This window comes from Bacillus weihaiensis (genome assembly GCF_001889165.1).
GTDB classification, from domain to species: domain Bacteria; phylum Bacillota; class Bacilli; order Bacillales; family Bacillaceae; genus Metabacillus; species Metabacillus weihaiensis.
In genome coordinates, this window is the sequence record NZ_CP016020.1 from 4,021,904 (window position 1) to 4,046,533 (window position 24,630).

The 24,630-nt window shown below is 37.8% G+C and carries 39 protein-coding genes and 1 other RNA gene; 3 read left to right on the forward strand and 37 right to left on the reverse strand.

Annotation, left to right across the window (positions count from 1 at the left end; all coding sequences use genetic code 11):
* Window positions 1–21: 21 nt before the first annotated feature.
* Window positions 22–1,329 (forward strand): UDP-N-acetylglucosamine 1-carboxyvinyltransferase, encoded by a 1,308-nt coding sequence (murA, locus tag A9C19_RS19400; protein ID WP_072581425.1) that lies wholly within the window; start codon window positions 22–24, stop codon window positions 1,327–1,329.
* A 107-nt stretch (window positions 1,330–1,436) separates the two neighbouring features.
* Here murA and ffs read toward each other — a convergent pair.
* From ffs to A9C19_RS19425, 5 genes are all read right to left on the reverse strand, one after another.
* Window positions 1,437–1,700, reverse strand: an RNA gene (gene ffs / locus A9C19_RS19405) — signal recognition particle sRNA large type.
* Between the two features lie 189 nt (window positions 1,701–1,889).
* On the reverse strand, window positions 1,890–2,306 hold the full coding sequence (locus A9C19_RS19410) for a hypothetical protein (RefSeq protein ID WP_072581426.1): 417 nt from the start codon (window positions 2,304–2,306) through the stop codon (window positions 1,890–1,892).
* A 319-nt stretch (window positions 2,307–2,625) separates the two neighbouring features.
* Window positions 2,626–4,197, reverse strand: a complete 1,572-nt coding sequence (locus A9C19_RS19415) for a YfjI family protein (RefSeq protein ID WP_072581427.1) — start codon at window positions 4,195–4,197, stop codon at window positions 2,626–2,628.
* The gene (locus tag A9C19_RS19420; protein WP_072581428.1) at window positions 4,190–4,507 is read right to left on the reverse strand and encodes a helix-turn-helix domain-containing protein; all 318 of its coding nucleotides are present in this window, start codon (window positions 4,505–4,507) and stop codon (window positions 4,190–4,192) included. Before A9C19_RS19420 ends, A9C19_RS19415 begins: the two co-directional genes overlap by 8 nt.
* Before the next feature lie 15 nt (window positions 4,508–4,522).
* Complete coding sequence (locus A9C19_RS19425) at window positions 4,523–4,771, reverse strand: helix-turn-helix domain-containing protein (RefSeq protein ID WP_072581429.1); 249 nt, start codon at window positions 4,769–4,771, stop codon at window positions 4,523–4,525.
* A gap of 132 nt (window positions 4,772–4,903) precedes the next feature.
* Between A9C19_RS19425 and A9C19_RS19430 the strand changes: the two genes are divergently transcribed.
* Both A9C19_RS19430 and A9C19_RS19435 read left to right on the forward strand, forming a co-directional pair.
* Window positions 4,904–5,461: a helix-turn-helix domain-containing protein gene (locus A9C19_RS19430; RefSeq protein WP_072581430.1), complete on the forward strand. Its 558-nt coding sequence runs from the start codon at window positions 4,904–4,906 to the stop codon at window positions 5,459–5,461.
* Window positions 5,462–5,509: 48 nt separating this feature from the next.
* A complete protein-coding gene (locus A9C19_RS19435; protein WP_233499207.1) occupies window positions 5,510–6,670 on the forward strand; it encodes a site-specific integrase in 1,161 nt (386 codons plus the stop codon).
* Between the two features lie 115 nt (window positions 6,671–6,785).
* On the opposite strand, the gene rpsI is transcribed toward A9C19_RS19435, so the two are convergent.
* The 32 genes from rpsI to rplB all read right to left on the reverse strand — a co-directional run bounded on the left by rpsI (window position 6,786) and on the right by rplB (window position 24,603).
* The gene (gene rpsI, locus A9C19_RS19440; RefSeq protein WP_072581432.1) at window positions 6,786–7,178 is read right to left on the reverse strand and encodes a 30S ribosomal protein S9; all 393 of its coding nucleotides are present in this window, start codon (window positions 7,176–7,178) and stop codon (window positions 6,786–6,788) included.
* Between the two features lie 20 nt (window positions 7,179–7,198).
* On the reverse strand, window positions 7,199–7,636 hold the full coding sequence (gene rplM / locus A9C19_RS19445; RefSeq protein WP_072581433.1) for a 50S ribosomal protein L13: 438 nt from the start codon (window positions 7,634–7,636) through the stop codon (window positions 7,199–7,201).
* A gap of 154 nt (window positions 7,637–7,790) precedes the next feature.
* Window positions 7,791–8,531, reverse strand: coding sequence for a tRNA pseudouridine(38-40) synthase TruA (gene truA / locus A9C19_RS19450; protein ID WP_072581434.1), 741 nt, complete (start codon window positions 8,529–8,531; stop codon window positions 7,791–7,793).
* 8 nt (window positions 8,532–8,539) lie between these two features.
* Window positions 8,540–9,337: an energy-coupling factor transporter transmembrane component T family protein gene (locus tag A9C19_RS19455; RefSeq protein ID WP_072581435.1), complete on the reverse strand. Its 798-nt coding sequence runs from the start codon at window positions 9,335–9,337 to the stop codon at window positions 8,540–8,542.
* Entirely contained in the window at window positions 9,338–10,201 is an 864-nt protein-coding gene (locus A9C19_RS19460; RefSeq protein ID WP_072581436.1) for an energy-coupling factor ABC transporter ATP-binding protein, read from the reverse strand. It lies immediately after the preceding gene.
* The gene (locus A9C19_RS19465) at window positions 10,177–11,016 is read right to left on the reverse strand and encodes an energy-coupling factor ABC transporter ATP-binding protein (protein WP_072581437.1); all 840 of its coding nucleotides are present in this window, start codon (window positions 11,014–11,016) and stop codon (window positions 10,177–10,179) included. The genes A9C19_RS19460 and A9C19_RS19465 overlap by 25 nt, the downstream gene beginning before the upstream one ends.
* 526 nt (window positions 11,017–11,542) lie before the next feature.
* Window positions 11,543–11,938 (reverse strand): 50S ribosomal protein L17, encoded by a 396-nt coding sequence (gene rplQ / locus A9C19_RS19470; RefSeq protein WP_072581438.1) that lies wholly within the window; start codon window positions 11,936–11,938, stop codon window positions 11,543–11,545.
* A 118-nt stretch (window positions 11,939–12,056) separates the two neighbouring features.
* A complete protein-coding gene (locus tag A9C19_RS19475; protein WP_072581439.1) occupies window positions 12,057–13,001 on the reverse strand; it encodes a DNA-directed RNA polymerase subunit alpha in 945 nt (314 codons plus the stop codon).
* A 179-nt stretch (window positions 13,002–13,180) separates the two neighbouring features.
* On the reverse strand, window positions 13,181–13,570 hold the full coding sequence (rpsK, locus tag A9C19_RS19480) for a 30S ribosomal protein S11 (protein WP_066330403.1): 390 nt from the start codon (window positions 13,568–13,570) through the stop codon (window positions 13,181–13,183).
* A gap of 22 nt (window positions 13,571–13,592) precedes the next feature.
* Window positions 13,593–13,958, reverse strand: coding sequence for a 30S ribosomal protein S13 (gene rpsM, locus A9C19_RS19485; protein WP_072581440.1), 366 nt, complete (start codon window positions 13,956–13,958; stop codon window positions 13,593–13,595).
* A 22-nt stretch (window positions 13,959–13,980) separates the two neighbouring features.
* On the reverse strand, window positions 13,981–14,094 hold the full coding sequence (gene rpmJ / locus A9C19_RS19490) for a 50S ribosomal protein L36 (RefSeq protein WP_003156543.1): 114 nt from the start codon (window positions 14,092–14,094) through the stop codon (window positions 13,981–13,983).
* A 35-nt stretch (window positions 14,095–14,129) separates the two neighbouring features.
* Complete coding sequence (infA, locus tag A9C19_RS19495) at window positions 14,130–14,348, reverse strand: translation initiation factor IF-1 (RefSeq protein WP_010191517.1); 219 nt, start codon at window positions 14,346–14,348, stop codon at window positions 14,130–14,132.
* Window positions 14,349–14,636: 288 nt separating this feature from the next.
* Complete coding sequence (gene map, locus A9C19_RS19500; protein WP_072581441.1) at window positions 14,637–15,383, reverse strand: type I methionyl aminopeptidase; 747 nt, start codon at window positions 15,381–15,383, stop codon at window positions 14,637–14,639.
* Window positions 15,380–16,033 carry an adenylate kinase gene (locus A9C19_RS19505; RefSeq protein WP_072581442.1) on the reverse strand — a complete coding sequence of 218 codons (654 nt, stop codon included), beginning with the start codon at window positions 16,031–16,033 and terminating at the stop codon, window positions 15,380–15,382. Before A9C19_RS19505 ends, map begins: the two co-directional genes overlap by 4 nt.
* Before the next feature lie 59 nt (window positions 16,034–16,092).
* Window positions 16,093–17,385, reverse strand: a complete 1,293-nt coding sequence (gene secY, locus A9C19_RS19510) for a preprotein translocase subunit SecY (RefSeq protein ID WP_072581443.1) — start codon at window positions 17,383–17,385, stop codon at window positions 16,093–16,095.
* Window positions 17,385–17,825 carry a 50S ribosomal protein L15 gene (gene rplO / locus A9C19_RS19515; RefSeq protein WP_072581444.1) on the reverse strand — a complete coding sequence of 147 codons (441 nt, stop codon included), beginning with the start codon at window positions 17,823–17,825 and terminating at the stop codon, window positions 17,385–17,387. Before rplO ends, secY begins: the two co-directional genes overlap by 1 nt.
* A 31-nt stretch (window positions 17,826–17,856) precedes the next feature.
* Window positions 17,857–18,039: a 50S ribosomal protein L30 gene (gene rpmD, locus A9C19_RS19520; protein WP_072581445.1), complete on the reverse strand. Its 183-nt coding sequence runs from the start codon at window positions 18,037–18,039 to the stop codon at window positions 17,857–17,859.
* 12 nt (window positions 18,040–18,051) lie between these two features.
* Window positions 18,052–18,549 (reverse strand): 30S ribosomal protein S5, encoded by a 498-nt coding sequence (gene rpsE, locus A9C19_RS19525; protein WP_072581446.1) that lies wholly within the window; start codon window positions 18,547–18,549, stop codon window positions 18,052–18,054.
* A gap of 24 nt (window positions 18,550–18,573) precedes the next feature.
* Complete coding sequence (gene rplR, locus A9C19_RS19530; protein WP_072581447.1) at window positions 18,574–18,936, reverse strand: 50S ribosomal protein L18; 363 nt, start codon at window positions 18,934–18,936, stop codon at window positions 18,574–18,576.
* Between the two features lie 33 nt (window positions 18,937–18,969).
* Window positions 18,970–19,509 (reverse strand): 50S ribosomal protein L6, encoded by a 540-nt coding sequence (gene rplF / locus A9C19_RS19535; protein WP_072581448.1) that lies wholly within the window; start codon window positions 19,507–19,509, stop codon window positions 18,970–18,972.
* Window positions 19,510–19,538: 29 nt separating this feature from the next.
* Window positions 19,539–19,937, reverse strand: a complete 399-nt coding sequence (gene rpsH / locus A9C19_RS19540) for a 30S ribosomal protein S8 (protein WP_072581449.1) — start codon at window positions 19,935–19,937, stop codon at window positions 19,539–19,541.
* A 31-nt stretch (window positions 19,938–19,968) separates the two neighbouring features.
* Window positions 19,969–20,154 carry a type Z 30S ribosomal protein S14 gene (locus A9C19_RS19545; protein WP_069716795.1) on the reverse strand — a complete coding sequence of 62 codons (186 nt, stop codon included), beginning with the start codon at window positions 20,152–20,154 and terminating at the stop codon, window positions 19,969–19,971.
* Window positions 20,155–20,179: 25 nt separating this feature from the next.
* Window positions 20,180–20,719 (reverse strand): 50S ribosomal protein L5, encoded by a 540-nt coding sequence (gene rplE / locus A9C19_RS19550; RefSeq protein ID WP_072581450.1) that lies wholly within the window; start codon window positions 20,717–20,719, stop codon window positions 20,180–20,182.
* Between the two features lie 24 nt (window positions 20,720–20,743).
* Window positions 20,744–21,055 carry a 50S ribosomal protein L24 gene (gene rplX / locus A9C19_RS19555; RefSeq protein ID WP_072581451.1) on the reverse strand — a complete coding sequence of 104 codons (312 nt, stop codon included), beginning with the start codon at window positions 21,053–21,055 and terminating at the stop codon, window positions 20,744–20,746.
* 36 nt (window positions 21,056–21,091) lie between these two features.
* A complete protein-coding gene (gene rplN, locus A9C19_RS19560; RefSeq protein WP_026561230.1) occupies window positions 21,092–21,460 on the reverse strand; it encodes a 50S ribosomal protein L14 in 369 nt (122 codons plus the stop codon).
* A 40-nt stretch (window positions 21,461–21,500) separates the two neighbouring features.
* Window positions 21,501–21,764: a 30S ribosomal protein S17 gene (rpsQ, locus tag A9C19_RS19565; protein ID WP_072581452.1), complete on the reverse strand. Its 264-nt coding sequence runs from the start codon at window positions 21,762–21,764 to the stop codon at window positions 21,501–21,503.
* A gap of 20 nt (window positions 21,765–21,784) precedes the next feature.
* Entirely contained in the window at window positions 21,785–21,988 is a 204-nt protein-coding gene (rpmC, locus tag A9C19_RS19570; protein ID WP_072581453.1) for a 50S ribosomal protein L29, read from the reverse strand.
* Entirely contained in the window at window positions 21,978–22,412 is a 435-nt protein-coding gene (gene rplP / locus A9C19_RS19575; RefSeq protein ID WP_072581454.1) for a 50S ribosomal protein L16, read from the reverse strand. Before rplP ends, rpmC begins: the two co-directional genes overlap by 11 nt.
* 1 nt (window position 22,413) lies before the next feature.
* On the reverse strand, window positions 22,414–23,070 hold the full coding sequence (gene rpsC, locus A9C19_RS19580; RefSeq protein ID WP_072581455.1) for a 30S ribosomal protein S3: 657 nt from the start codon (window positions 23,068–23,070) through the stop codon (window positions 22,414–22,416).
* A 3-nt stretch (window positions 23,071–23,073) separates the two neighbouring features.
* On the reverse strand, window positions 23,074–23,418 hold the full coding sequence (gene rplV, locus A9C19_RS19585; RefSeq protein WP_072581456.1) for a 50S ribosomal protein L22: 345 nt from the start codon (window positions 23,416–23,418) through the stop codon (window positions 23,074–23,076).
* Between the two features lie 18 nt (window positions 23,419–23,436).
* Window positions 23,437–23,715: a 30S ribosomal protein S19 gene (rpsS, locus tag A9C19_RS19590; RefSeq protein WP_072581457.1), complete on the reverse strand. Its 279-nt coding sequence runs from the start codon at window positions 23,713–23,715 to the stop codon at window positions 23,437–23,439.
* Between the two features lie 57 nt (window positions 23,716–23,772).
* Window positions 23,773–24,603, reverse strand: coding sequence for a 50S ribosomal protein L2 (gene rplB, locus A9C19_RS19595; RefSeq protein ID WP_072581458.1), 831 nt, complete (start codon window positions 24,601–24,603; stop codon window positions 23,773–23,775).
* Window positions 24,604–24,630 lie beyond the last annotated feature (27 nt).

Below are 24,630 nucleotides of genomic sequence, written 5' to 3' on the forward strand. Positions count from 1 at the left end.
ATTATTGCCGGAGGGATAATCATGGAAAAAATTATAGTCCGTGGAGGAGAGGAATTAAAAGGTACTGTTCATGTTGAAGGAGCTAAAAATGCAGCCTTACCCATACTTATAGCAACTTTATTGGCAAGTGAAGGAAAAAATACAATTTATAATGTACCCTCCCTCACTGATGTAAAAACTACTATTGAGATATTAAAATACTTAGGTTCAGAGGTTATTTACTCTAATAAAGAAGTCAATATAATTACTGGAAAACACTTAAAAGTAACTGCCCCTTTCGAATTTGTAAGAAAATTACGTGCATCCGTACTATTTATGGGGCCACTTTTAGCAATAAATGGGAAAGCAAAAATTGCCCTTCCTGGAGGTTGTGCTATAGGCACACGCCCCATAGATCAGCATATTAAGGGATTTAAAGCTATGGGTGTAGATATTAATATCGGTAACGGTTACATTGATGCTGTAGTTAATAAACCACTTCAGGGTGCAGAAATTTATCTAGATTCTCCTAGTGTAGGTGCTACTGAAAATATTATGATGGCTGCAACACTTGCTGAAGGAACAACATTAATCAAAAATTGTGCCAAGGAGCCCGAAATATCCGATTTAGCAATTTTTTTAAATAAAATGGGAGCAAGGATAAGTGGCGCTGGTACAGATACAATAAAAATAGAAGGTGTAAAAAAACTAACTGGTAGTTCCCACAGTGTCATGCCAGATAGAATTGAAGCAGGAACTTTTATGGTAGCTACTGCAATAACAAAAGGTAACGTCTTGGTTAAGGGTGCTAAACTAGAACATTTAGCCTCACTTGTAGCAAAACTAAAAGACATGGGAATAAAAATCCTTGAGGAAGAAAATGGACTAAGGGTTATTGGTTCTAAGGAATTAAAGGCTGTAGATATAAAAACGTTGCCGTACCCAGGTTTTCCAACAGACATGCAGCCCCAAATGATGGCATTGTTACTACAGGCTGAAGGAACAAGTATTATTACAGAAACAGTTTTTGAAAATCGTTTTATGCATGTAAATGAATTTCAGCGTATGAATACAAATATAAAAGTTGATGGGCGTTCAGCCATTATTAATGGTCCATCAAATCCTAGTGGAGCCGTAGTTTCAGCAACAGATTTACGTGCAGCAGCAGCTTTGATATTACTAGGTTTAGCATCTAAAGATGAAACAACTGTAACAAATTTAATTCATTTAGATCGTGGTTACGTAAATTTCGCTCATAAATTATCTAGTCTTGGAGCAAATATTACCCGCTTTTCACAAATTAATGATACCGAAAAAAGTGAAAAAAAGATATCTTTCAATAACCATTAAATTTCAACCCTTCAATATCATCAAATTAATAGACACTGAAAAAAAGCTGTAGTTATAAAATCATAAATTGATCTTATAACTACAGCCTTATTTTATTATAGAGAATACCGTGCACCTTCAGTCGATTAGCCACCATAGGCGTTACTCAAACAGTTAGCTCGGCTCAGGCAACCCTACGGCACATGAGAGCTTCCACTTAATGCTGCTTCCTTCCGGACCTGACATGGTTCATGGATTCCCATTGCGTAGGACCCAAACGTCAACACCACTTACTTGAGACAGCCCTACAGTGTTCTACCCTCTAGAAGGAATTCGGCCTCGCTAGAGCGGATTGCGAGTATAGGGCACCGCTACCTCCCCGCTTAGCACGGTAAAGCTAATTATAACTTCAATGGTGGAAGATTGCAAAAAACACTTTGGGCAATGGTGATAATTAAATGAATACCCTATTTCTTTTGTCAAAAATTTTTTTTACAATCTAAAAATCAACTTTCTACTTCTTTTGCTAAATGAGCAACTTTAATAATGGTTAAATATCGGTAAACTTTTGGTTTTGCCAACTATAGTTTCCATTCAACTATGGTTGAATCAAGACTGTCCAGTAAAGAATCTCCTATACTCTTTTTTTCCTTTAAGCTGAGAGTCGTTTCTTCTTGTTTCAATAATGATATTGTTTTCATTCGCAACTCAATTATTTTTTCGGTTGGGATTTCAGATAAGTCCCGCTTTTTCAATTCTGCATTTAACTGATTCATTTGCTCTCCGAAAAATTCAATTCGCTTTTTTTTGGAAACATAATACTTTTCATGTAGCAATTCCAGTTCCAATGATTTACGGTTACTTACCTCAAATTCTAATTCCTTGCCCCATTTTATTAATGTAGGTTTACTTACACCTAATTCCTTTGATATGTGCTCATAAGGTACTTCTTTAGCTCTCATTTCAATAAATTGTTCTTTTTGATCCATTTTCGTCACTTTAGCCACTCTCCCTTAATTGTTTTAAAAGTCGAAAATAAGTCAACCTTACATAAAGTAGTAGAACCCGTAGAACCATTTTTAAAAGTGATCTACAACCTAGATCCTTGAAATTATTGGATTTTCGCTTGTGATAGAACGCTAGAACTTTTCAATACTTTTTTGCAATAAAAAAGTATTGATTTATTTTTGCATGCCTTTGTGTTCACTTGTTCGATATCCAATATAATCCCTTAAATCACAAATTGTTTGAAGTAGGGGTACTGTTCTACTACTTGTCTACATGTTCTATTACTTAAGAAAAATTAAAATTTTATATTTATCCTTGAAGTGCATTAGAATATAACAAAAATTGTTTTACAAGTTGATTTTTATATCTAAAATGTTGTACCTCTCCTAAGCCCTGGGATTCAATTAGCTCAATTGTTTCTTCTATGAGTTTGATATTTGTATATCGACCAAATACTTTACCTTGATTCAATGCATTTATTCTAATACTAAAACCTTTTTCAAGCTTTTCTCCTTTCCTACGTACATAATCCATTAATTTAAGTGCGTTCTTATCTTCAAAATTGGATTGAGTATACTGAAAAACTTTTTTTGCTTGAGTTTTAAAATATTCCATAATGTAGTTTGTATAATAAACTATTTCCCTATCGATAAGATCAATTTTCACTTGATTAGGATTACTAGCCCATTTAAGCATATGAATTATGAGCATAATCCTTGGGTGTAAGCCTTTTAACTTCTTCCATACGCCTTTTAACATTTCAGGAAAATCTGAAACATTCGTTTCGTCTTCTGTTACGTCATACCATATAGAAAATGCTTTTTTTGCTTCTGAGCTTAAATAAACTTTTTTAGGCCTTTCTTCATTAAATGAATTATACAATTTATAGATAACATCACAGTACCTCTCTATCACCTCTTCACTCACGTCTTCATCTGTCCATTTAGAAGGAACAGGGTCAGGATAACAAAATAAAAACCGATCAATAAAACCATCATCCCCTGATCCTTCACGCTCAGTTTTAATTAATTCCTCAATCATGTCTGGTTGAATGCCACCTATAATACTTACAAAGGGCTTAGGGATCCGGATTGGCTCTTTACCTTTTCGGTTAATAAAAATTTCTTCATTAGACCAAATTGAAAGCCAATATTGCCGGTCTGCACCTGCCCTATATTGATTCATCCCTTTAACAAAACCAAGAAGTTCATCATGTAGCTTTATAATACCTCTTTTGTTATATAAAAGAATTTCATGTAAGGCCTCCATTGTAGAATCCATAGTAATTATTTGCTTTACATTTGGAATTATTGGTTCTATAGGTTTTTCCTCTAAATTATCTTTCTGACTGGCCTTTCTAAGATGCCTTTTCCATTTTTCCAATTCAATTTCATAATTGTCTTTTTCCAACTCATATTGTATTTTTTTTGATTCATATTCTTTAAAAATATATTCTTGTAAGTTAAAAAGCGGCTGCAATGCTTTGTTAATCGCTGGTGTTTTAGCACTTCCAGGATCAGCAACTATACCACAATAGAGCGTAACACCTGATCTCCAACTTTTCTTAAGTTCTAATGTTGCTCCATTTCCAATAGCAACACTTGTGCAAACTAATACACCCATAGCAATAAAATCAAGTGGACAAGAAAGGGCTCTGCCAGTATCATGTATAAATCTTTCTATAGGTTCCGGAAACAAGGTATAAGGAAATGATGGTGTTTCTTGTAAAGTTAAAGTCTGAGCTTCCTTTAAAAGTTTTTCTTCAAATAAGTCATAAGAGCTCGGAATGTTTTCTGATTTATGTGATATAATATTCTTAGCTAGATTTTCTTTTTGGGGTTGTTCTGTCGGAGGAACAACCTCTTTATTTATTTCATTCATCTAAATCATCACCTGAATCTTCAAATGATTTCCTACCATTTATTGAATTACTCCCCATCCACTTTTGAACATCCCTCCGTTTTAACCTTATAACTTGTCCCCTTTGAAAAAATGGTATTTCTTTATTGGTAATTAACGTGCGAACAGTTGGAATACTTACTTTTAAGTACTCTGCAACTTCTTTGATGGTTAATACCTCTTCCTTTCCCCATTCCTCTTGTACTTCCATTAAAATTTCTTGTAACGCTACTTTTAACTCACAACGATTTATTAATATAGTTCCTTCAGGTAATTCCAACTTAAAGTTCATTCTCTTCCACCCTTTCTATCCTTTTTCAATTTGAGTACAAAAGTATTCAACTTCCTTATCTAGCGTAATTGCAATTTGGTGTATTGTAGAATGACGTATTCTTCTTTTATTTCCATTCTCAATTTCTCCAATGGTTTTCCTTGTTACCCCTGACATATTGGCTAGATCGCTTATTGTCCAACCTTTTTCAGTTCTAGCTATCTTTATTTTTGTACCGTCAATTTTATAATTTTCTTTCTTTTTTATTTGTAGTATACATTCCATATCACCACACCTCCACATTACTCATATTGGGTACATTTTTATAGTAACAACTCATATTGAGTAATTCAAGTTGATTGTTGTATTCATTTTGTGTAATATTTAATTGTAATTACTCAAAAGGAGGAATATAAGATGATTGGACAACGTGTTAGAGAATTAAGAAAAAGAAAGAACATGACCTTAAGAGAGTTAGCAGCTGAGTTAGAAATTCCTTTTACAACTTTAGGAAACTATGAACGTGGGGATAGAAGTCCTGACTTTGGTTTCGTCCTTGATGTAGCCAAATACTTTAATGTTTCAATAGACTTCCTTACAAAAGGAGATGACCATATTAATTATGATGAGTATCTAGTTTCTCGATACACTAAAGACATCAATACAATGCTTAATAAAGCTAACCCAGAAGTAAGAGAAAAAATATTGGATATACATGATCAAATATTTTTTATTACTTGTGAACATGCCGTTAGTGGTGCAAGTAAACCCAATAATAAGGAATTAGAATTGGTACAACAGATAGTAAATTTTCTCCTTAGAATGAAAAATAATTTTGGAATGGGGATAAAAGAAGATGGATTCACCCCTTCAACAAAATTCGAATTAGCAAAATTGTACCTAAAAGAAAAACAAGACATTGATAAATCATTTAATGAACTTTTTGAACTTCATATAGAACGAAGTATTAAATAATACGATGATAGAACATCATATCTAAATTCAGGAACATTTGAAAAAGAGGTGAAAAGGTTGGCTTCATTTCAGAAGTACAATACAAAAAAAGGACAATTATGGTTGTTCAAAATAGACCTAGGGAAAGATCCAGAATCAGGCGGAAGACTAACAACCACACGCAGGGGATTTAAAACAAAAAAAGAAGCACAGCAAGCAGCATTAAAGCTTACACAAGAAATATCAAATGGTCTTTCACTAAACAGTAATGACCTTACCTATAAAGAAGTATTTGATCAGTGGTTTTCTAATCATTCTAAAACTATTAAGGCTAGTACTAAGAAAAGTATTGAATCAAAATTTAATAAGCACATTTTACCACGTTTCGGTCAACTGAAGATTCGCGAAATTACCAAGCCCTATTGTCAAAAAATGATTAATGAAATTGCTGAGTTAATTACCTCTGTAAATGATATAAAAATTCAGGCGAATCAAGTTTTTAAATATGCTCTAAAAATGGATATTATTTCAATGAACCCGTTAGAACATGTAAGTATACCTAGACAGCAAAAGGAATTAATCAATAACGAAAATGAAGTGGATAAGCGAAATTACTGGAAAAAGGATGAGATAAAACAATTCCTAAAAATAGCCAAACAAGAGTTATCATTTCGTGATCACACACTTTTTCACCTTTTAATTTATACAGGTGCACGAAAAGGTGAAATATTAGCTCTTACGTGGGATGATATAGATTTTGAGGCTGGCTCCATCCGCTTTACAAAAACACTTTTTCATAACAAGGGTAATTTCATCTTTCAAACGTCTAAAACAAAGGAATCAAGGCGTTTAATTAGTTTAGACACTAAGACCATATCCTTATTAAAAAAATGGCGCATACGGCAAATAGAGACGGATTTAGCTAATGTGAATAAAGATGATGAAAATAAGATGATTTTTACCCGGGATGACGGTACTCCGCTTCGCTTAGCTTATCCAAATGAAAAGCTCGAAATTGTAATTAAAAAACACAACCTTTACAGAATTACTATTCATGGTTTACGTCACACGCATGCTTCCTTGTTATTTGAAGCAGGAGCAAGTATTAAAGAAGTTCAGGAGCGGCTAGGTCACTCTGATATACAAATGACAATGAACATCTACACACACGTAACAGATACACTTAAAGAGCAAACCGCACAAAAATTTCAAAGGTACATTGAATTATAAAATGTGGATAGATGTGGTCATAAAATTTCCGTGGTCAAAATGTGGTCAAAAGCACTTTTTAGTCATAAAAAGACCCTTTCCACAAAAGTGAAAAGAGCCTTTGAAACGTTGATAATTAACGTTTTGAGAACTGAGGTGCACGACGAGCGCCTTTAAGACCGTATTTCTTACGTTCTTTCATACGAGCGTCACGAGTTAACATGCCAGCACGCTTAAGTGAAGCACGGTATTCTGGATCTGCTTCTAATAGAGCACGAGAAATACCATGACGGATAGCTCCTGCTTGACCTGCATATCCACCACCTGAAACGTTAACAAGTACATCATAGCTACCTGTAGTTTCAGTGATATTTAATGGTTGTTTAATATCTTCGATTAGAGCCGCTGATGGGATGTAATCTTTGATTTCGCGATTATTTACAACAATACGACCTTCACCTGGAACTAGACGCACACGCGCTACTGAGCTCTTACGACGGCCTGTACCGTAATATTGAACCTGTGCCAAAATAATAACCTCCTTTTTAATTATCCACGAAGTTCGTAAACTTCAGGTTGTTGTGCTTGGTGTGGATGTTCGCTACCAGCATATACATGTAATTTTTTACCCATTTGACGTCCAAGAGAACCTTTTGGAAGCATTCCTTTGATTGCTAATTCTAGCATTTTCTCAGAATAGTTCGTACGCATTTCTAATGCAGTTCTTGATTTTAATCCACCTGGGAATTGGCTATGACGGTAATAAATTTTATCAGTTAATTTTTTACCTGTTAATTCAATTTTCTCCGCGTTGATGATGATCACGTGATCTCCAGTGTCAACGTGTGGAGTGTAAGTTGGTTTGTGCTTACCACGTAAGATAGATGCGATTTCACTTGAAAGGCGACCTAAAGTCTTGCCAGCAGCATCTACTACGTACCATTTACGTTCGATATTTGCAGCGTTTGCCATAAACGTTGTACGCATGTCTTTTCCTCCTAATAGTTAATATAAAGATGATGGTTCCTATTCTATTTCATAACACGATAAGTTTCCGGGGCTTATACGTGGGGTTGAAATACATACCATTAGATATAATATACTCTTTACAATATAATGTCAAGGGGATGTTACACCTGGTTTAGTTGTCATAGTAAACTTTCCATAAATATAATCCATGGCCAGGTACTGTTTTTCCACTAAGCTTTCGATCCTTCCCCTCTAAGATGCCTGGTATCTCAAGTATCTCCCTCTTACCTTGTCCAATTTCTAGTAATGTCCCGACTAAAATTCTAACCATATTATATAAAAAACCATTTCCTATGAAGCTAAAAATAATCTGTTGGTTTTCTTCATTTATATCTATAGAATAAATCGTTCTAATCTTATCCTCTACTTCTGTTTTTGCAACGCAAAAACTAGTAAAGTCATGGGTTCCAACCAAAAGGTCTGCTGCACGCTTCATCGCATCCACATTTAACTCAAAGGGATAATGATACTCATAATTTCTCATGAAAACATCCACCATCATATTTCGATTTATCATATAGCGGTATTCTTTTCTCTCCACATCAAATCTTGCATGAAAGTCGTCTTGAACATAGGCAGCAGAGATTATGACAATATCATCAGGTAATAAGCTATTGAGTGCGTAAGGCCACCTACCGTCAGGAATAGTTAATGGAGTGTCAAAGTGAAAAACCTGACCTTTGGCATGGACGCCTGCATCGGTTCTACCAGACGCATAAATCTTCACTTCATTCCCCTTATGAAGCTTTGTTAATGCTTCTTCAATCTCGCGTTGGACAGTTCGCTTATTCGGTTGTACTTGATACCCATTAAATTGTGAGCCATCATATGATACGATACACTTTACTCTCATGTTTTCACCTATGCTCGTAAATATAGTAAAACTAACGCTAAAAGGAACGTGATGAAAAGCATTCCTGTATCAAGGTATTTCCATTCTAGCTGCCTAAGCTTCGAACGACCTTCCCCACCTCGATAACCACGTGCCTCCATCGCCGTCGCTAGCTCCTCAGCGCGTTTAAATGCACTTATGAACAATGGGACTAATAATGGGACAACCGCCTTAAAACGATCCTTAACAGGTCCACTTGTGAAATCGACACCCCTCGCCATCTGAGCCTTTAAAATCTTATCCGTTTCTTCCATAAGAGTCGGAATAAAACGAAGAGATATCGACATCATCAATGCTAATTCATGTACCGGTAACCCAAGCCTCTTAAACGGGTGGAGGAGAGTTTCCATTCCATCTGTAATTTCAATAGGGGTCGTTGTTAAGGTTAAAATCGTTGTCATTAAAATTAAATAAAAGAACCGTAAAGAAATAAATATCCCTTGCCTTAATCCTTCCTCGTGAATTTTCAAAAAGCCCAAGTCCACTAAAACAGGCCCTTCCTTCGTGACAAGGATGTGTAAAATAAACGTAAATAGGATAATCCATATGACCGGTCTGAGACCTCTTAGTAAAAATCTAAACGGTAGCTTTGTTAATGACACAATAATACTTGTGAAAATCCCTAACAATAAGTATGTGAAACCATTATTTGCAAAAAATACAATAAAGACAAAGGCAAAGATTAATAATAGCTTTGAGCGGGGATCCATTCTATGAATAAGAGAATGACCAGGGACATATTTGCCAATTATGATACTGTTCATCACTTAGGAATCCCCCCTTTTCAAAGCAGTAACAATTTGCTCAACCGTTTCATCTATACTTAGCGGCATGGAGGGAATACGAATTCCTTTTTCTTCAAGCTTCATCTGGAATTTCACCGTCTCTGGTAAGTCGAGACCTATATCAGCAAGTTTACTAGCTTGCGAAAAGATCTCCCTAGGTGTGCCCCTCATCTCTACGGAACCTTTATGCATAACAATGACCTCATCTGAATACTTTGCAGCATCCTCCATACTATGAGTCACTAGGATAATTGTAAGGTTATGTTCTTTCCTTAGGCGCGAAAATAAATTCATCATTTCTTTTCTACCTCTAGGATCCAGACCAGCAGTAGGTTCATCAAGTACGAGTACTTCTGGTCCCATGGCCAACACACCAGCAATTGCAACTCGACGCATCTGCCCACCACTTAAATCAAAAGGTGACTTTTGCAAAACTTCTTCTGGTAAACCGACTATAGAAAGGGATTCTTTGGCTTTTTTGACCGCCTCTTCTTCAGAGACACCAAAGTTCATTGGTCCAAATGCGATATCTTTTTCTACTGTTTCTTCAAACAATTGATGCTCGGGAAATTGAAAAACGATTCCCACGAGTCTTCGGACAGCTTTTAAGTTCTTTTGCTTCTTCCCAGCTTCAATGAGATAGTCACCAATTGAGACTGAACCATTTGTAGGTTTTAAAAGTCCATTTAGATGTTGAAGAATTGTCGACTTACCTGACCCTGTATGCCCAATAATTGACACATAGGATCCGGATTTAATATCAAAATTCACGTCAAAGAGAGCAAGCTTCTCAAAGGGTGTACGAGCCTGGTAGCGATGTTCTACATCTTTGAATACAATGTCCATAGCTCATTCACCAACCCTTCCTCAGATAGATGCTCTTCCTTAAGGGAGATTCCAGCATCCTTTAATTTTTGACTTAATAAAACCGAGAAAGGCAAATCGAGTCCAATTTCAACTAACTTATCCCCTAACTTAAAAACTTCCTCAGGTGTGCCCTCCATATATTTCTTTCCACCATTCATGACAATGATTCGATCAGCCTTTGAAGCTTCCTCCAGATCATGAGTAATCGAAATAACAGTCAAGGCTGATTGCTGATTTAATTCCTTTACGGTTTGAATGACCTCACTTCTCCCCATTGGGTCAAGCATGGAGGTGGCTTCATCAAGAATAATTACATCAGGCTGTACCGCCATTACCCCTGCGATGGCTACACGTTGTTTTTGCCCACCAGATAAATGGTGTGGCTCATGGTCTAAATAAGCTTCCATTTTCACCTTATTCGTAGCCCATTCAATCCTACGAATCATCTCTTCTCGAGGAATACCATTGTTCTCCAAACCAAAAGCAACATCATCACGAACAGTTGTCCCAACAAACTGATTATCTGGATTTTGAAAAACCATCCCAACATGCTTGCGAATATCCCACACTTTATCAGGGGTTAGATTCTTGCCGCAAACTGTTACTTTCCCTTCGTCAGGAATAAATAGCCCATTTATGATACGTGCCATTGTCGATTTACCTGAACCATTATGGCCGACTATAGCTAACCATTCACCTTTATTTACTTCAAAGGAAACATGATCAATTGCAGGCTTAGCGTCCTCTTGGTATCGAAAGGTTATATTTTCTACGTTTATAATTGCTTGACTCACAGCTCAACTCTCCTCATCTCACAGGAAGATCACTTATTTCTTTTAAAAAGCTATTTTTGTTGAAAGTTATTCATTATTATAGAAGTCTCGTTTTGAGGCTTAATCGAGTAGTGTTGAATGCGAGGTTCTAGAATAGTCCCCCGATTATTGTTTCTAGCTATCACACTTGCTAAAACAACGTAACTTACGGAAAAAGCCTAATCTAATATAAATCTACTCCACTATTCTAGAGGTACTACCATATCGTTCATTATTAATCTAACCGAGAAAGAGTACATGCTCCTTTTACGAACTCTGTGCAGCCATAAGAGCCGCAGGATAGAAGACAAACCATACGTACTCCCATTCCTAGGTCACTTATGAGCCCTAGAAAGGCTAGTAGGAAATTGTTTTATCCTACTAGGTACCGGGCGAATTAAGAACAAAAGACTATAAAGCTCTTGTCCTATTTCTATCGTGACTTTCTGATATAAAAAAAGGGCATTGATCCAGTTCTAAAACTGTCACGCCCTTGTGAGTATATATATTAAACTAATTCGATGATAACCATTGGTGCACCGTCGCCGCGACGAGGTCCAAGTTTCATGATACGAGTATAACCACCTTGGCGTTCCTCGTAACGTGGAGCGATATCACTGAAAAGCTTTTCTAAAGCATATTTCGGCTTATCTTTATCCTTACCTTCTGCATTTGTAACTGTAACTACTTCAGCTACTTCATTACGAACGTAAGCTGCTGCTTGACGACGAGCATGAAGATCTCCGCGTTTACCTAGAGTAATCATCTTTTCAACAGTTGAACGTAGTTCTTTCGCACGAGCTTCTGTTGTTTCGATGCGCTCACTGATGATTAGATCAGTTGTTAAATCACGAAGCATTGCTTTACGTTGAGCACTTGTACGGCCTAATTTTCTGTATGACATGAGATGTCCCCTCCTTCGTTGTATATTGTATGTTTTTTAATTCGCGCATTGAAAAACATATCTATCAACTATAATCTATTGAAACATACGAAAACGCTAGTTACTATTTAACTAGTCGTCAGTCGTCTTTTCGAAGACCTAAACCTAGTTCTTCTAATTTTGCCTTAACTTCTTCTAGAGATTTACGACCTAAGTTACGAACCTTCATCATATCTTCTTCTGTTTTATGAGCAAGCTCTTGTACTGTGTTAATGCCAGCACGTTTTAAACAGTTATAAGAACGCACTGAAAGATCTAACTCTTCAATCGTCATCTCAAGAACTTTTTCCTTTTGATCCTCTTCTTTTTCCACCATAATTTCTGCATTTTGAGCTTCATCAGTCAAACCTACAAAAATATTTAAGTGTTCAGTAAGAATCTTAGAACCAAGAGCAATTGCTTCTTTTGGTCCAGTGCTTCCATCAGTCCAAACATCTAACGTAAGTTTATCATAGTTAGCTACTTGACCGACACGTGTTTTCTCAACTTGGTAAGAAACACGAGAAACCGGAGTGTAGATTGAATCAATTGGAATGACACCAATTGGTTGATCTTCACGTTTGTTTGAATCAGCTGGAGTGTAACCACGACCACGCTTAGCTGTTAGTCTCATTCTAAAGCTAGCATCTGATGCAAGAGTAGCAATATGAAGATCTGGATTCAGAATTTCTACATCACTATCATGAGTAATATCCGATGCAGTTACACTACCTTCGCCTTGAACATCAATTTCAAGCGTCTTCTCTTCATCTGAATAGATTTTAAGAGCAAGCTTTTTAATGTTTAAGATAATCGAAGTAACATCTTCAACAACACCTTCGATCGTTGAAAACTCATGAAGTACGCCATCTATTTGGATCGATGTTACAGCGGCACCAGGGAGTGAAGATAAAAGGATACGACGTAAGGAGTTACCCAAAGTTGTACCATATCCACGCTCAAGTGGCTCGACGACGAATTTACCATATTTGGCATCATCGCTGATTTCAACCGTTTCGATTTTTGGTTTTTCAATTTCTATCATCTATAAACCCTCCTTCAAAACGTCGAAACCCCGGCTAGACATAATGTTTAGTAAGAGTCTAACCGAAATTCCCCATTCAAAAGTTCCCGAATGTGCACAACAACAAAGTGATTCTGCTAGAACTTATATACTGTATCATAACCCATTATTGACAGGGATACAAAATCTATACAGAAAATTTACACACGACGACGTTTTGGTGGACGGCATCCATTATGTGGAACTGGAGTAACGTCTCTGATTGCTGTTACTTCAAGCCCTGCAGCTTGTAGTGAACGGATTGCAGCTTCACGTCCTGCACCTGGTCCTTTAACAGTAACTTCAAGAGTTTTTAAACCATGCTCCTGTGATGCTTTAGCAGCTGTTTCAGCAGCCATTTGTGCAGCGAAAGGAGTAGATTTACGAGATCCTCTGAAACCTAACGCACCAGCACTTGACCATGAAATTGCATTACCATGAGTGTCAGTAATAGTAACAATCGTGTTATTGAATGTTGAACGAATGTGTGCAATTCCACTTTCAATATTCTTTTTCACACGACGTTTACGAGTATTCGTTTTACGTGCCATTTTGGATTAACCTCCTTTTACCTTATTTTTTCTTGTTTGCTACAGTACGACGTGGTCCTTTACGTGTACGAGCATTGTTTTTTGTATTCTGTCCGCGAACTGGTAAGCCACGACGGTGACGGATACCACGGAAAGAACCAATTTCAATTAGACGCTTAATGTTAAGTGAAACTTCACGACGAAGATCCCCTTCAACTTTAAGTTTGTCAATAACGTCACGGATTTTTCCTAACTCATCTTCCGTTAAATCACGAACGCGAGTATCTGCAGAAACTCCAGCTTCAGCTAGAACTTTCTCAGCAGTAGAACGACCGATTCCGAAAATATATGTTAATGAAATAACAACACGTTTGTCGCGAGGAATATCAACACCTGCAATACGAGCCATTAAGCTTGCACCTCCCTATAAATTAACCTTGTTTTTGCTTATGCTTAGGATTCTCACATATAACCATGACTTTGCCTTTTCTGCGAATAACTTTACATTTTTCACAAATCGGTTTAACAGATGGTCTGACCTTCATGATTTTAATACCTCCTTAGTAGTACGGAGTGCTAATTATTTAAAACGGTACGTAATTCTGCCACGAGTTAAATCATATGGAGATAATTCTACCGTAACTTTGTCTCCAGGTAAAATACGAATGAAATGCATGCGAATCTTTCCAGATACATGCGCCAAAACCGTATGACCGTTCTCTAGTTCAACTTTGAACATTGCATTAGGCAATGTTTCTATAACAGTTCCTTCAACTTCAATTACATCGTCTTTCGCCATCGAACTGTTCTCCCTTCTTCAAATCAGTAACTTGCTCATCGACAAACTACAAATTCCTATTTGTCACACGACCTGCTTCCATTATACTGTCTGAACTTATTGGAGATACGCTATAAAAGAATTCTTGATGATGAACATCTTTCTATTGGAGATCTTTATCTACATCTCCAAAAGCTATAAACGAATTCCCCTCGGCGTATGCTTCTTAGCTAATTCAATACTATGCTAGACAAGCTGTAACACACCTGGAATCGAAATTCGGTTCATTTAAGCAATGTCACCTTCAGTTTAAGCTTTTGTTAAGATTTCATAGCCTGTTTCAGTAATCGCAATTGTGTGTTCAAAGTGAGCACACATTTTACCATCAACTGTCACAACAGTCCAATCATCTGCTAACGTTTTTACATAACGAGTTCCTGCATTCACCATCGGCTCTATCGCTAATACCATCCCAGGCTTTAACCTTGGACCTTTATTAGGAGGACCATAATGAGGAATTTGAGGATCTTCATGTAGCTCTTGACCTACACCGTGACCAACATATTCTCTAACCACAGAAAAACCATGTTCTTCAACATACGTTTGAATAGCATGAGATATGTTAGATAAACGATCACCTGGCTTCGCTTCTTCAAGACCTTTAAACAATGAAGCTTCTGTCACTTCTAAAAGTTTTTGTGTCTCTTCGGAAATTTCACCTACTGCATATGTCCAAGCAGAGTCTCCATGATACCCATTATATTTAGCACCAATATCGATACTAATGATGTCTCCTTCATTTAGTACACGGTCACCCGGTATTCCATGAACAAGCTCTTCATTTACAGAAGCACAGATACTTCCGCGAAAACCATTATACCCTTTAAAGGATGGGATTGCATCATGCGAACGAATAAACTTTTCGGCAATTACATCCAGTTCCTTTGTCGTGATACCTGGTTTGATGTGCTTTTTTAACTCCTGATGAGTTAAAGCTACAATCCGACCAGCTTCTCGCATAATATCTAGCTCACGCTGAGTCTTACAAATGATCATGCATTTAGTCCCCCAAGCAGTTGATCCACATCAACAAATACTTGATCGATATCTTGTTGACCATTAATATTTTTTAGATAGCCTTTGTCGCTATAAAAATCTAGTAACGGCTGAGTTTGTTTTAAGTTGACTTCTAAACGATTAGAAACCGTTTCTGCGTTATCGTCTGCACGTTGATATAATTCCCCGCCACAACGATCACACTTGCCTTCTTCTGCAGGTGGATTGAAAACAAGATGATAAGTAGCACCACATTGTTTACAAATTCTACGACCTGTTAAACGCTCCATTAAGATATCTTTATCAACTTGAATGTTAATGACATAATCAATCTGTTTGTTTAGATCTGCTAAGATAGCCTCAAGTGCTTCAGCTTGGGCAACAGTTCTAGGAAAACCATCTAAAAGGAAGCCTTTTTGACAATCATTCTTTCCCAAACGTTCTCGAACAATACCAATTGTTACTTCATCTGGAACAAGTTCACCCTTATCGATAAAGGATTTAGCTTGAAGACCTAGTTCTGTTTCTTCTTTCATAGCAGCTCTGAACATATCTCCTGTTGAGATATGAGGGATGTCGTATTTCTCTACAATACGTTCAGCTTGAGTACCTTTTCCGGCACCCGGAAGGCCCATCAATACTAAATTCATTTGTATTCCCCCCTCAGTCTCTATTTAGAGGGAATGGGAATTGCGTTCCCATATCCTCATTATTTTATAAAGCCTTTATAATGACGTTTCACTAGCTGACTTTCAAGCTGTTTCATTGTTTCAAGGGCTACCCCAACAACAATTAGTAGACTTGTTCCACCAATCTGTGCAGATTGAGGAAGATCAGCGAACTTAATAAAGAAAACAGGAAGAACAGCTATAACTGCTAAGAAAAGAGAGCCAACAAAAGTTAAACGATATAATACCTTTGTAACATAATCCTGCGTGCTCTTTCCTGGACGAATACCAGGAATATAGCCACCTTGTTTCTTCAAGTTTTCAGCCATTTGTTCAGGATTAACTTGAACAAACGTATAGAAATATGTGAAAGCAATAATTAACGCAATGTAGATAATCATTCCTACAGGCTGCGTGTAATCGAACGTTTTCGAAATCCATTCCGTTACATCGTTAGAACCGAAGAATGCTGCAATTGTCGGAGGAGTAATAATAAATGAAACCGCAAAGATAACAGGAATTACACCTGCTGGATTCACTTTTAACGGAAGGTGTGTATTATGTCCACCACCCATACTGTTTCCACCAGAACCTTTTGCATATTGAATCGGAATCTTACGAAGTGCCTGTTGAATAAAAATAACGCCAACTACTACTGCTAAAATTGCCAATATAAGGATTACAACTGTAACAATATTTAAGAACAGTTGATCACCTGCATCTTGAAATTGTTGTGCATAGATTTGGTTAACAGTTGAGGGAATTCCTGCAACAATCCCAGCAAAGATGATAATAGAAATACCATTTCCTACACCTTTAGCAGTGATTTGTTCACCTATCCATAAAAGAAAAGCAGTTCCGGCTGTTAATACAATCGCAATTAACAAGTATGTCCCGATACCAGGATTCTGAATTAACAATCCACCAGATTGTGTATTGAATCCATAAGACATACCTAACGCCTGGATAAAACCTAATATTATCGTAAAGTATCGAGTAAATTGAGCAAGCTTACGTCGCCCAACATCACCTTGTTTAGACCATTCAGTGAACTTCGGTACGACATCCATCTGTAACAGCTGAATGATGATTGAAGCTGTGATATAAGGCATAATCCCCATCGCTAAGATTGAGAAATTATATAGTGCCCCACCACCGAATGTGTTTAGAATTCCGAATACGTTTAATTCATCCTGAGCCTTTAATACATCAGCATTAACATTAGGCACAGGAATGAATGTACCAATACGAAATACTACTAACATTAAAAGGGTGAATATGATCTTACTTCTAATATCACCCACGCGCATAAAATTGGAGATTGTTTTTAACATTAGATCACCTCAGCTGTACCGCCAGCAGATTCAATTGCTTCTTTAGCAGAAGCAGAGAACTTGTTAGCTTTTACAGTAAGTTTTTTCTCTAACTGACCATTACCAAGAATCTTAACACCAGATTTTACGTTGCTTACAATACCTGTCTCAAGTAAAAGTTCTGGAGTTACTTCAGTACCGTCTTCAAAGCGGTTAAGAGTGTCAAGGTTAACAATTGCAAAGTCCTTGCGGTTTATGTTTGTAAAACCACGTTTAGGCAAGCGTTGGAATAAAGGAGTTTGACCACCTTCAAATCCAGGACGAACTCCACCACCAGAACGAGCATTTTGTCCTTTGTGACCCTTACCAGCTGTTTTACCATTACCAGAACCGATACCACGACCAACACGGTTACGCGTTTTACGAGATCCTTCTGCAGGTTTCAACTCATGAAGTTTCATCGGGACACCTCCTTATAGATTTATGTTTCTATTATTGTTCTTTAACTGTAACTAAGTGAGCAACTTTATTAATCATACCGCGAATCGCAGGATTATCTTCTTGAACAACAGTTTGGTGTAACTTTTTTAGTCCAAGTGTTTTAACAGTAACTCGTTGGTCTTCAGGACGACCAATTACACTGCGAGTGAGGGTAATTTGTAACTTATTCGCCATTTTGTTCCCTCCTTATCCTAACAGTTCTTCTACCGTTTTGCCACGTAACTTAGCAACATCTTCAGCACTCTTCAGTTCAGATAGACCAGAAATAGTAGCACGGATCATATTAATTGGAGTATTTGAACCTAAAGATTTAGATAAGATATCAGCTACACCTGCTAATTCTAATACCGCACGAACAGGTCCCCCAGCGATTACTCCGGTACCTTCTGAAGCCGGTTTTAAAAGGATGTTTCCTGCTCCAAATTGTCCGATAATTTGATGAGGAATTGTAGTACCAACCATAGGTACTGTAATTAGGTTTTTCTTTGCATCTTCAATTGCTTTACGGATTGCTTCTGGTACCTCTTGAGCTTTACCAGTACCGAAACCTACATGACCGTTTTTATCACCTACAACAACAAGTGCTGCAAAGCGGAAACGACGACCACCTTTAACAACTTTAGCAACACGGTTAACGGTAACTACGCGTTCTTCAAGTTCTAATTTGTTTGGATCAATACGCATTCTTTATGTCCCTCCTTTTTGCGATTAAAATTCTAGGCCAGCCTCACGAGCAGCTTCAGCTAGAGCCTTAATACGACCATGATATAAGTACCCACCGCGGTCAAACACGACAGATTTAACACCTTTTTCGATAGCACGTTTAGCTACTAATTCACCAACTTGTTTAGCTGCTTCAACGTTACCTTTAGAATCAAGAGAGAAATCTTTATCTAAAGTAGAAGCACTCGCTAATGTTACTGAGTTAGTATCATCAATTACTTGTGCATAAATGTGTGTGTTAGAACGATAAACGTTCAGACGTGGACGAGTTGTAGTACCAGTTAACTTAGCACGAACACGAGCATGTCTCTTTTTACGTACAACATTTTTATCAGCCTTTGTAATCATCTAGGTCACTCCTTTCTTATCATCTAAGCGATATTACTTCGCAGTTTTACCTTCTTTACGACGAACAAATTCGCCTTCGTAACGAATACCTTTACCTTTATAAGGCTCTGGTGGACGAACGTCACGGATATTAGCTGCAATTGCACCTACGCGCTCTTTATCAGTACCTTTTACAACAACTTTTGTTTGTGTAGGTACGTCAATTTCGATACCAGATTCAGGTGTGATCTCAACTGGGTGAGAGTAACCAACGTTAAGAACTAATTTATTACCAGATTTAGAAGCACGGTAACCGACACCGATAAGCTCTAATCCTCTTTCAAAACCTTTTGATACACCTTCTACCATGTTTCCAAGAAGGCTACGAGTTGTACCGTGAAGTGCACGGTGCTCTTTCGCGTCAGATGGACGAGAAACAGTTAAAATATTCTCTTCGATTGAGATTTTAATATCAGGATTGAATGTACGAGTTAATTCCCCTTTAGGACCTTTAACAGTAACTGTATTGTCTTCTGCGATGTTAATCGTAACACCAGTAGGAATTTCTAGTAATTTCTTACCAATACGAGACATTCATTACACCTCCATTCTTTTTGAACTAATTACCAAACGTATGCTAATACTTCTCCACCAGTTTGTTTTGCACGAGCTTCTTTGTCCGTTAAAACACCTTGAGAAGTTGAAACGATCGCGATACCTAAACCGTTAAGTACACGTGGTACTTCATCAGATTTAGCATAAACACGTAAGCCTGGCTTACTGATTCTCTTAAGACCAGTAATAACACGCTCGTTGTTTGCTCCGTATTTTAAGAAAATACGAATGATACCTTGTTTGTTGTCTTCTACATACTCTACATCACGAACAAAACCTTCACGCTTTAAGATTTCAGCAATTTCCTTTTTGATTTTTGATGCAGGAAACTCAAGTTTCTCGTGACGTACCATATTCGCATTACGAATGCGAGTAAGCATATCTGCAATAGGATCTGTCATAACCATTACTAAATAACCTCCTTCCCGTTTTACGGTTTTACCAGCTAGCTTTTTTCACGCCTGGAATTTGACCTTTATAAGCAAGTTCACGGAAACAAATACGGCAAAGCTTAAATTTACGTAGTACTGAGTGTGGACGTCCGCAACGTTCGCAACGAGTGTACTCTTGTACTTTAAACTTTTGCTCGCGCTTTTGCTTAGCAATCATTGATTTTTTAGCCACAATTTCGCCTCCCTTTACTTAGCGATTATTTTTGGAACGGCATACCGAACTGTGTTAATAGTTCGCGTGCTTCTTCATCAGTATTCGCAGTTGTTACGATAACGATATCCATACCACGAACTTTGTTTACTTTATCATAATCAATCTCAGGGAAGATTAATTGCTCTTTAACACCTAATGTGTAGTTACCGCGACCGTCAAATGATTTCTTTGATACTCCACGGAAGTCACGTACACGAGGTAGTGAAACAGCGATTAACTTATCTAAGAATTGGTACATACGCTCACCACGAAGTGTAACTTTTGCACCGATTGGCATACCTTCACGAAGACGGAAGCCTGCAATTGATTTTTTTGCTTTTGTTACAACTGGTTTTTGACCAGTGATTTGAGTTAACTCTTCAACAGCAACATCAAGTGCTTTAGAGTTTGAAACTGCATCACCAACACCCATGTTGATAACGATTTTTTCTAATTTAGGAGCTTGCATTACTGATTCATAGTTGAATTTAGTCATTAATGCAGGCGTGATTTCTTTTTGATACTTTTCTTTAAGGCGGTTCACTGAAATACCTCCCTTCCTGATTTACTATTTATCTAAAGTTTCACCAGATTTTTTTGCTACACGTACCTTTTTACCGTCAACCACTTTAAAACCAACACGAGTTGGCTCACCTGATTTAGGATCAAGTGGCATAACATTTGATACATGGATAGGTGCCTCTTGGTTAAAGATCCCACCTTGTGGGTTAGCTTGTGAAGGTTTAGCGTGTTTTTTCACGATATTAATACCTTCAACAAGTACACGATCCTTTTTAGGATAAGAAGCAAGAACTACGCCTTGTTTCCCTTTATCCTTACCAGAGATAACCATAACTTTATCACCTTTTTTTACATGCATCCTAGTCGCACCTCCTTAGTAAGGCAATCAGATTTATTATAGAACTTCCGGAGCTAATGATACGATTTTCATGAAGTTGTTTTCACGTAATTCACGTGCAACTGGTCCGAAAATACGTGTACCACGTGGGCCCTTGTCATCACGGATAATAACACATGCATTTTCGTCGAATTTGATGTAAGAACCATCTGAACGACGTGCACCACTCTTAGTACGAACGATTACTGCTTTAACTACGTCACCTTTTTTGACAACGCCACCTGGTGTTGCTTGTTTTACCGTACAAACGATAACATCACCGATATTAGCAGTTTTACGACCAGAACCACCTAATACTTTGATTGTTAGAACTTCACGAGCACCAGAGTTGTCAGCAACTTTTAAACGAGATTCTTGTTGGATCACTTATGTTACCTCCCTTCGGAATTAACTATCCGAACAAATATTAAATGATAATAGCTTCTTCTACGACTTCTACAAGACGGAAACGTTTCGTAGCAGATAATGGACGAGTTTCCATGATCTTTACGATGTCACCAGCTTTCGCTTGGTTGTTTTCATCATGCGCTTTTAATTTCTTAGAGTACTTAACGCGTTTACCGTATAATGGGTGTGTTTTGTATGTTTCAACAAGAACAGTGATAGTTTTATCCATCTTGTCAGATACAACACGGCCTGTGTATACTTTGCGTTGGTTACGTTCACTCATTCAGTAAACCTCCTCTCTTATTAACGATTATTAGCAGCGAGTTCTCTTTCACGTACAACAGTTTTCATACGAGCGATCGATTTACGAACTTCACGGATGCGAGCAGTATTTTCTAATTGTCCTGTCGCTAGTTGAAAGCGAAGGTTAAATAACTCTTCTTTAAGAGACTTTACTTTTTGTTCAATTTCAGCAGTGGTAAGGTCACGAATTTCATTAGCTTTCATTAGATTCACCACCAATTTCTTCACGTTTTACAAATTTCGTTTTGATTGGTAATTTGTGAGACGCTAAACGTAGAGCTTCACGTGCTACCTCTTCAGAAACACCAGAAATTTCAAACATTACTTTACCAGGTTTAACAACTGCTACCCAACCTTCTGGAGCACCTTTACCAGATCCCATACGAACCTCTAAAGGTTTTGCTGTATAAGGCTTAGAAGGGAAGATTTTAATCCAAACTTTACCGCCACGTTTCATGTAACGTGTCATCGCAATACGAGCTGCTTCGATTTGACGGTTTGTGATCCAAGAAGCTTCTAGAGCTTGGATACCGTACTCACCGAAGTGAACCTCCGTACCGCCTTTAGCACGACCGCGCATTTTTCCACGGTGCTCTCTACGATATTTTACGCGTTTTGGCAATAACATATTATTTTCCTCCTTCCTCAGTTTTCTTCTTAGTAGGAAGAACCTCTCCACGATAGATCCAAACTTTTACGCCTAATTTACCGTAAGTTGTATCAGCTTCAGCTGTTCCGTAATCGATATCAGCACGAAGTGTGTGTAGTGGAACTGTTCCTTCGCTATAATGCTCAGCACGTGCGATATCTGCTCCACCTAGACGACCAGATACTTGAGTCTTGATACCTTGTGCACCAGCACGCATAGCGCGTTGAATTGTTTGTTTTTGAGCACGACGGAAAGAGATACGATTCTCTAATTGACGAGCAATGTTCTCAGCAACCAATTTAGCATCAAGATCAGCTTTTTTGATTTCTAAGATGTTGATGTGAACGCGTTTGCCAGTAAGTTGGTTAAGAGCTTTACGTAAAGCTTCAACTTCTGTACCACCTTTACCAATTACCATACCAGGCTTTGCAGTGTGGATAGTAACGTTTACGCGGTTTGCAGCACGTTCGATCTCGATTTTAGATACAGATGCATCGTTAAGGCGTTTTGAAATATATTCACGAATTTTGATGTCTTCATGTAAAAGAGTTGAGTAGTCTTTACCAGCGAACCATTTAGACTCCCAATCACGAATAACTCCAATACGAAGACCGACTGGATTTACCTTTTGACCCACAGATTATCCCTCCTTCTTTTCTGTTAAGATGATTGTAATGTGGCTAGTACGCTTGTTAATAGCACTTGCACGACCCATAGCACGTGGGCGGAAACGTTTAAGAGTTGGACCTTCGTTAGCATAAGCTTCAGATACAACTAAGCTATTAATGTCCATTTCATAGTTATGCTCAGCGTTAGCTACAGCAGATTTTAATACTTTTTCAATGATTGGTGAAGCAGCCTTTGGCGTATGATTTAAAATCGCTACTGCTTCGCCGACTTGCTTACCTCGAATAAGATCTAAAACTAAACGAGCTTTACGAGGAGCAATGCGTACTGTTCTTGCGACAGCTTTAGATTGTTGCATGTAAAATGCCTCCTCTCATTAACGTCTTGTTTTTTTGTCGTCACTTGCATGACCTTTATACGTACGTGTAGGTGCAAACTCACCAAGTTTGTGACCTACCATATCTTCAGTTACATATACAGGAACATGTTTACGTCCATCATAAACAGCAATAGTGTGACCAATGAATTGTGGGAAAATAGTAGAACGACGAGACCAAGTTTTAATCACTTGTTTTTTCTCAGTATCATTTAACTTTTCAACCTTGCTCATTAAATGTTCATCAACGAATGGTCCCTTTTTTAAGCTACGGCCCATGATTGTACCTCCCTTCGTGATCGTGCTACGGTTCGATGGAACCGTAGTTCAACCACGTTATTTTTTACGGCGACGCACGATAAACTTATCTGACTTGTTTTTCTTTTTACGAGTTTTCGCACCAAGAGTTGGTTTACCCCATGGTGACATTGGTGATTTACGTCCGATTGGAGCGCGTCCTTCACCACCACCGTGTGGGTGATCGTTAGGGTTCATTACAGATCCACGTACAGTTGGACGTTTGCCTAACCAACGAGAACGACCTGCTTTACCAATGTTGATAAGTTCATGTTGCTCGTTACCTACTTGACCTACAGTCGCGCGGCAAGTTGCAAGAATCATACGAACTTCACCAGAATTTAAACGTACAAGTACGTATTTACCTTCTTTACCAAGAACTTGAGCAGAAGTACCAGCTGAACGAACTAATTGACCACCTTTTCCAGGTTTAAGTTCGATGTTGTGTACTACAGTACCAACTGGGATGTTTAGTAATGGAAGTGCATTACCTACTTTGATATCTGCTTCAGGACCAGACATAATTTCTGTTCCTACCGTTAAGTTTTTCGGTGCAAGAATATATCTTTTCTCACCATCAAAATAGTTGATAAGTGCGATGTTTGCTGAACGATTTGGATCGTATTCGATTGTAGCAACGCGTCCTGGTATACCATCTTTGTCGCGTTTAAAATCGATCACACGATATTGGCGTTTGTGTCCACCACCTTGGTGACGAACTGTTAATTTACCTTGGTTATTACGTCCACCTTTTCTGTGAAGAGGCGCAAGTAATGACTTTTCCGGTTGGTCAGTCGTAATTTCAGCAAAATCAGAAACTGTCATGCCACGACGACCATTAGAGGTTGGTTTATATTTTTTAATCGCCATATCGATATCCCTCCTTTTCTATTAAAA

Excerpts from the sequence above, each read along its gene's own strand:
- murA (WP_072581425.1), top strand. The coding sequence starts at position 22 with ATGGAAAAAATTATAGTCCGTGGAGGAGAGGAATTAAAAGGTACTGTT.
- A9C19_RS19415 (WP_072581427.1), bottom strand. The coding sequence starts at position 4,197 with ATGAATGAAATAAATAAAGAGGTTGTTCCTCCGACAGAACAACCCCAA.
- A9C19_RS19420 (WP_072581428.1), bottom strand. The coding sequence starts at position 4,507 with ATGAACTTTAAGTTGGAATTACCTGAAGGAACTATATTAATAAATCGT.
- A9C19_RS19425 (WP_072581429.1), bottom strand. The coding sequence starts at position 4,771 with ATGGAATGTATACTACAAATAAAAAAGAAAGAAAATTATAAAATTGAC.
- A9C19_RS19430 (WP_072581430.1), top strand. The coding sequence starts at position 4,904 with ATGATTGGACAACGTGTTAGAGAATTAAGAAAAAGAAAGAACATGACC.
- rplM (WP_072581433.1), bottom strand. The coding sequence starts at position 7,636 with ATGCGTACAACGTTTATGGCAAACGCTGCAAATATCGAACGTAAATGG.
- truA (WP_072581434.1), bottom strand. The coding sequence starts at position 8,531 with ATGAGAGTAAAGTGTATCGTATCATATGATGGCTCACAATTTAATGGG.
- A9C19_RS19460 (WP_072581436.1), bottom strand. The coding sequence starts at position 10,201 with ATGGACATTGTATTCAAAGATGTAGAACATCGCTACCAGGCTCGTACA.
- rplQ (WP_072581438.1), bottom strand. The coding sequence starts at position 11,938 with ATGTCATACAGAAAATTAGGCCGTACAAGTGCTCAACGTAAAGCAATG.
- A9C19_RS19475 (WP_072581439.1), bottom strand. The coding sequence starts at position 13,001 with ATGATAGAAATTGAAAAACCAAAAATCGAAACGGTTGAAATCAGCGAT.
- rpsK (WP_066330403.1), bottom strand. The coding sequence starts at position 13,570 with ATGGCACGTAAAACGAATACTCGTAAACGTCGTGTGAAAAAGAATATT.
- rpsM (WP_072581440.1), bottom strand. The coding sequence starts at position 13,958 with ATGGCTCGTATTGCAGGTGTTGATATTCCTCGCGACAAACGTGTTGTT.
- rpmJ (WP_003156543.1), bottom strand. The coding sequence starts at position 14,094 with ATGAAGGTCAGACCATCTGTTAAACCGATTTGTGAAAAATGTAAAGTT.
- infA (WP_010191517.1), bottom strand. The coding sequence starts at position 14,348 with ATGGCGAAAGACGATGTAATTGAAGTTGAAGGAACTGTTATAGAAACA.
- map (WP_072581441.1), bottom strand. The coding sequence starts at position 15,383 with ATGATCATTTGTAAGACTCAGCGTGAGCTAGATATTATGCGAGAAGCT.
- A9C19_RS19505 (WP_072581442.1), bottom strand. The coding sequence starts at position 16,033 with ATGAATTTAGTATTGATGGGCCTTCCGGGTGCCGGAAAAGGTACTCAA.
- secY (WP_072581443.1), bottom strand. The coding sequence starts at position 17,385 with ATGTTAAAAACAATCTCCAATTTTATGCGCGTGGGTGATATTAGAAGT.
- rplO (WP_072581444.1), bottom strand. The coding sequence starts at position 17,825 with ATGAAACTTCATGAGTTGAAACCTGCAGAAGGATCTCGTAAAACGCGT.
- rpmD (WP_072581445.1), bottom strand. The coding sequence starts at position 18,039 with ATGGCGAATAAGTTACAAATTACCCTCACTCGCAGTGTAATTGGTCGT.
- rpsE (WP_072581446.1), bottom strand. The coding sequence starts at position 18,549 with ATGCGTATTGATCCAAACAAATTAGAACTTGAAGAACGCGTAGTTACC.
- rplR (WP_072581447.1), bottom strand. The coding sequence starts at position 18,936 with ATGATTACAAAGGCTGATAAAAATGTTGTACGTAAAAAGAGACATGCT.
- rplF (WP_072581448.1), bottom strand. The coding sequence starts at position 19,509 with ATGTCTCGTATTGGTAAGAAATTACTAGAAATTCCTACTGGTGTTACG.
- rpsH (WP_072581449.1), bottom strand. The coding sequence starts at position 19,937 with ATGGTTATGACAGATCCTATTGCAGATATGCTTACTCGCATTCGTAAT.
- rplX (WP_072581451.1), bottom strand. The coding sequence starts at position 21,055 with ATGCATGTAAAAAAAGGTGATAAAGTTATGGTTATCTCTGGTAAGGAT.
- rpsQ (WP_072581452.1), bottom strand. The coding sequence starts at position 21,764 with ATGAGTGAACGTAACCAACGCAAAGTATACACAGGCCGTGTTGTATCT.
- rpmC (WP_072581453.1), bottom strand. The coding sequence starts at position 21,988 with ATGAAAGCTAATGAAATTCGTGACCTTACCACTGCTGAAATTGAACAA.
- rplP (WP_072581454.1), bottom strand. The coding sequence starts at position 22,412 with ATGTTATTGCCAAAACGCGTAAAATATCGTAGAGAGCACCGTGGAAAA.
- rplV (WP_072581456.1), bottom strand. The coding sequence starts at position 23,418 with ATGCAACAATCTAAAGCTGTCGCAAGAACAGTACGCATTGCTCCTCGT.
- rpsS (WP_072581457.1), bottom strand. The coding sequence starts at position 23,715 with ATGGGCCGTAGCTTAAAAAAGGGACCATTCGTTGATGAACATTTAATG.
- rplB (WP_072581458.1), bottom strand. The coding sequence starts at position 24,603 with ATGGCGATTAAAAAATATAAACCAACCTCTAATGGTCGTCGTGGCATG.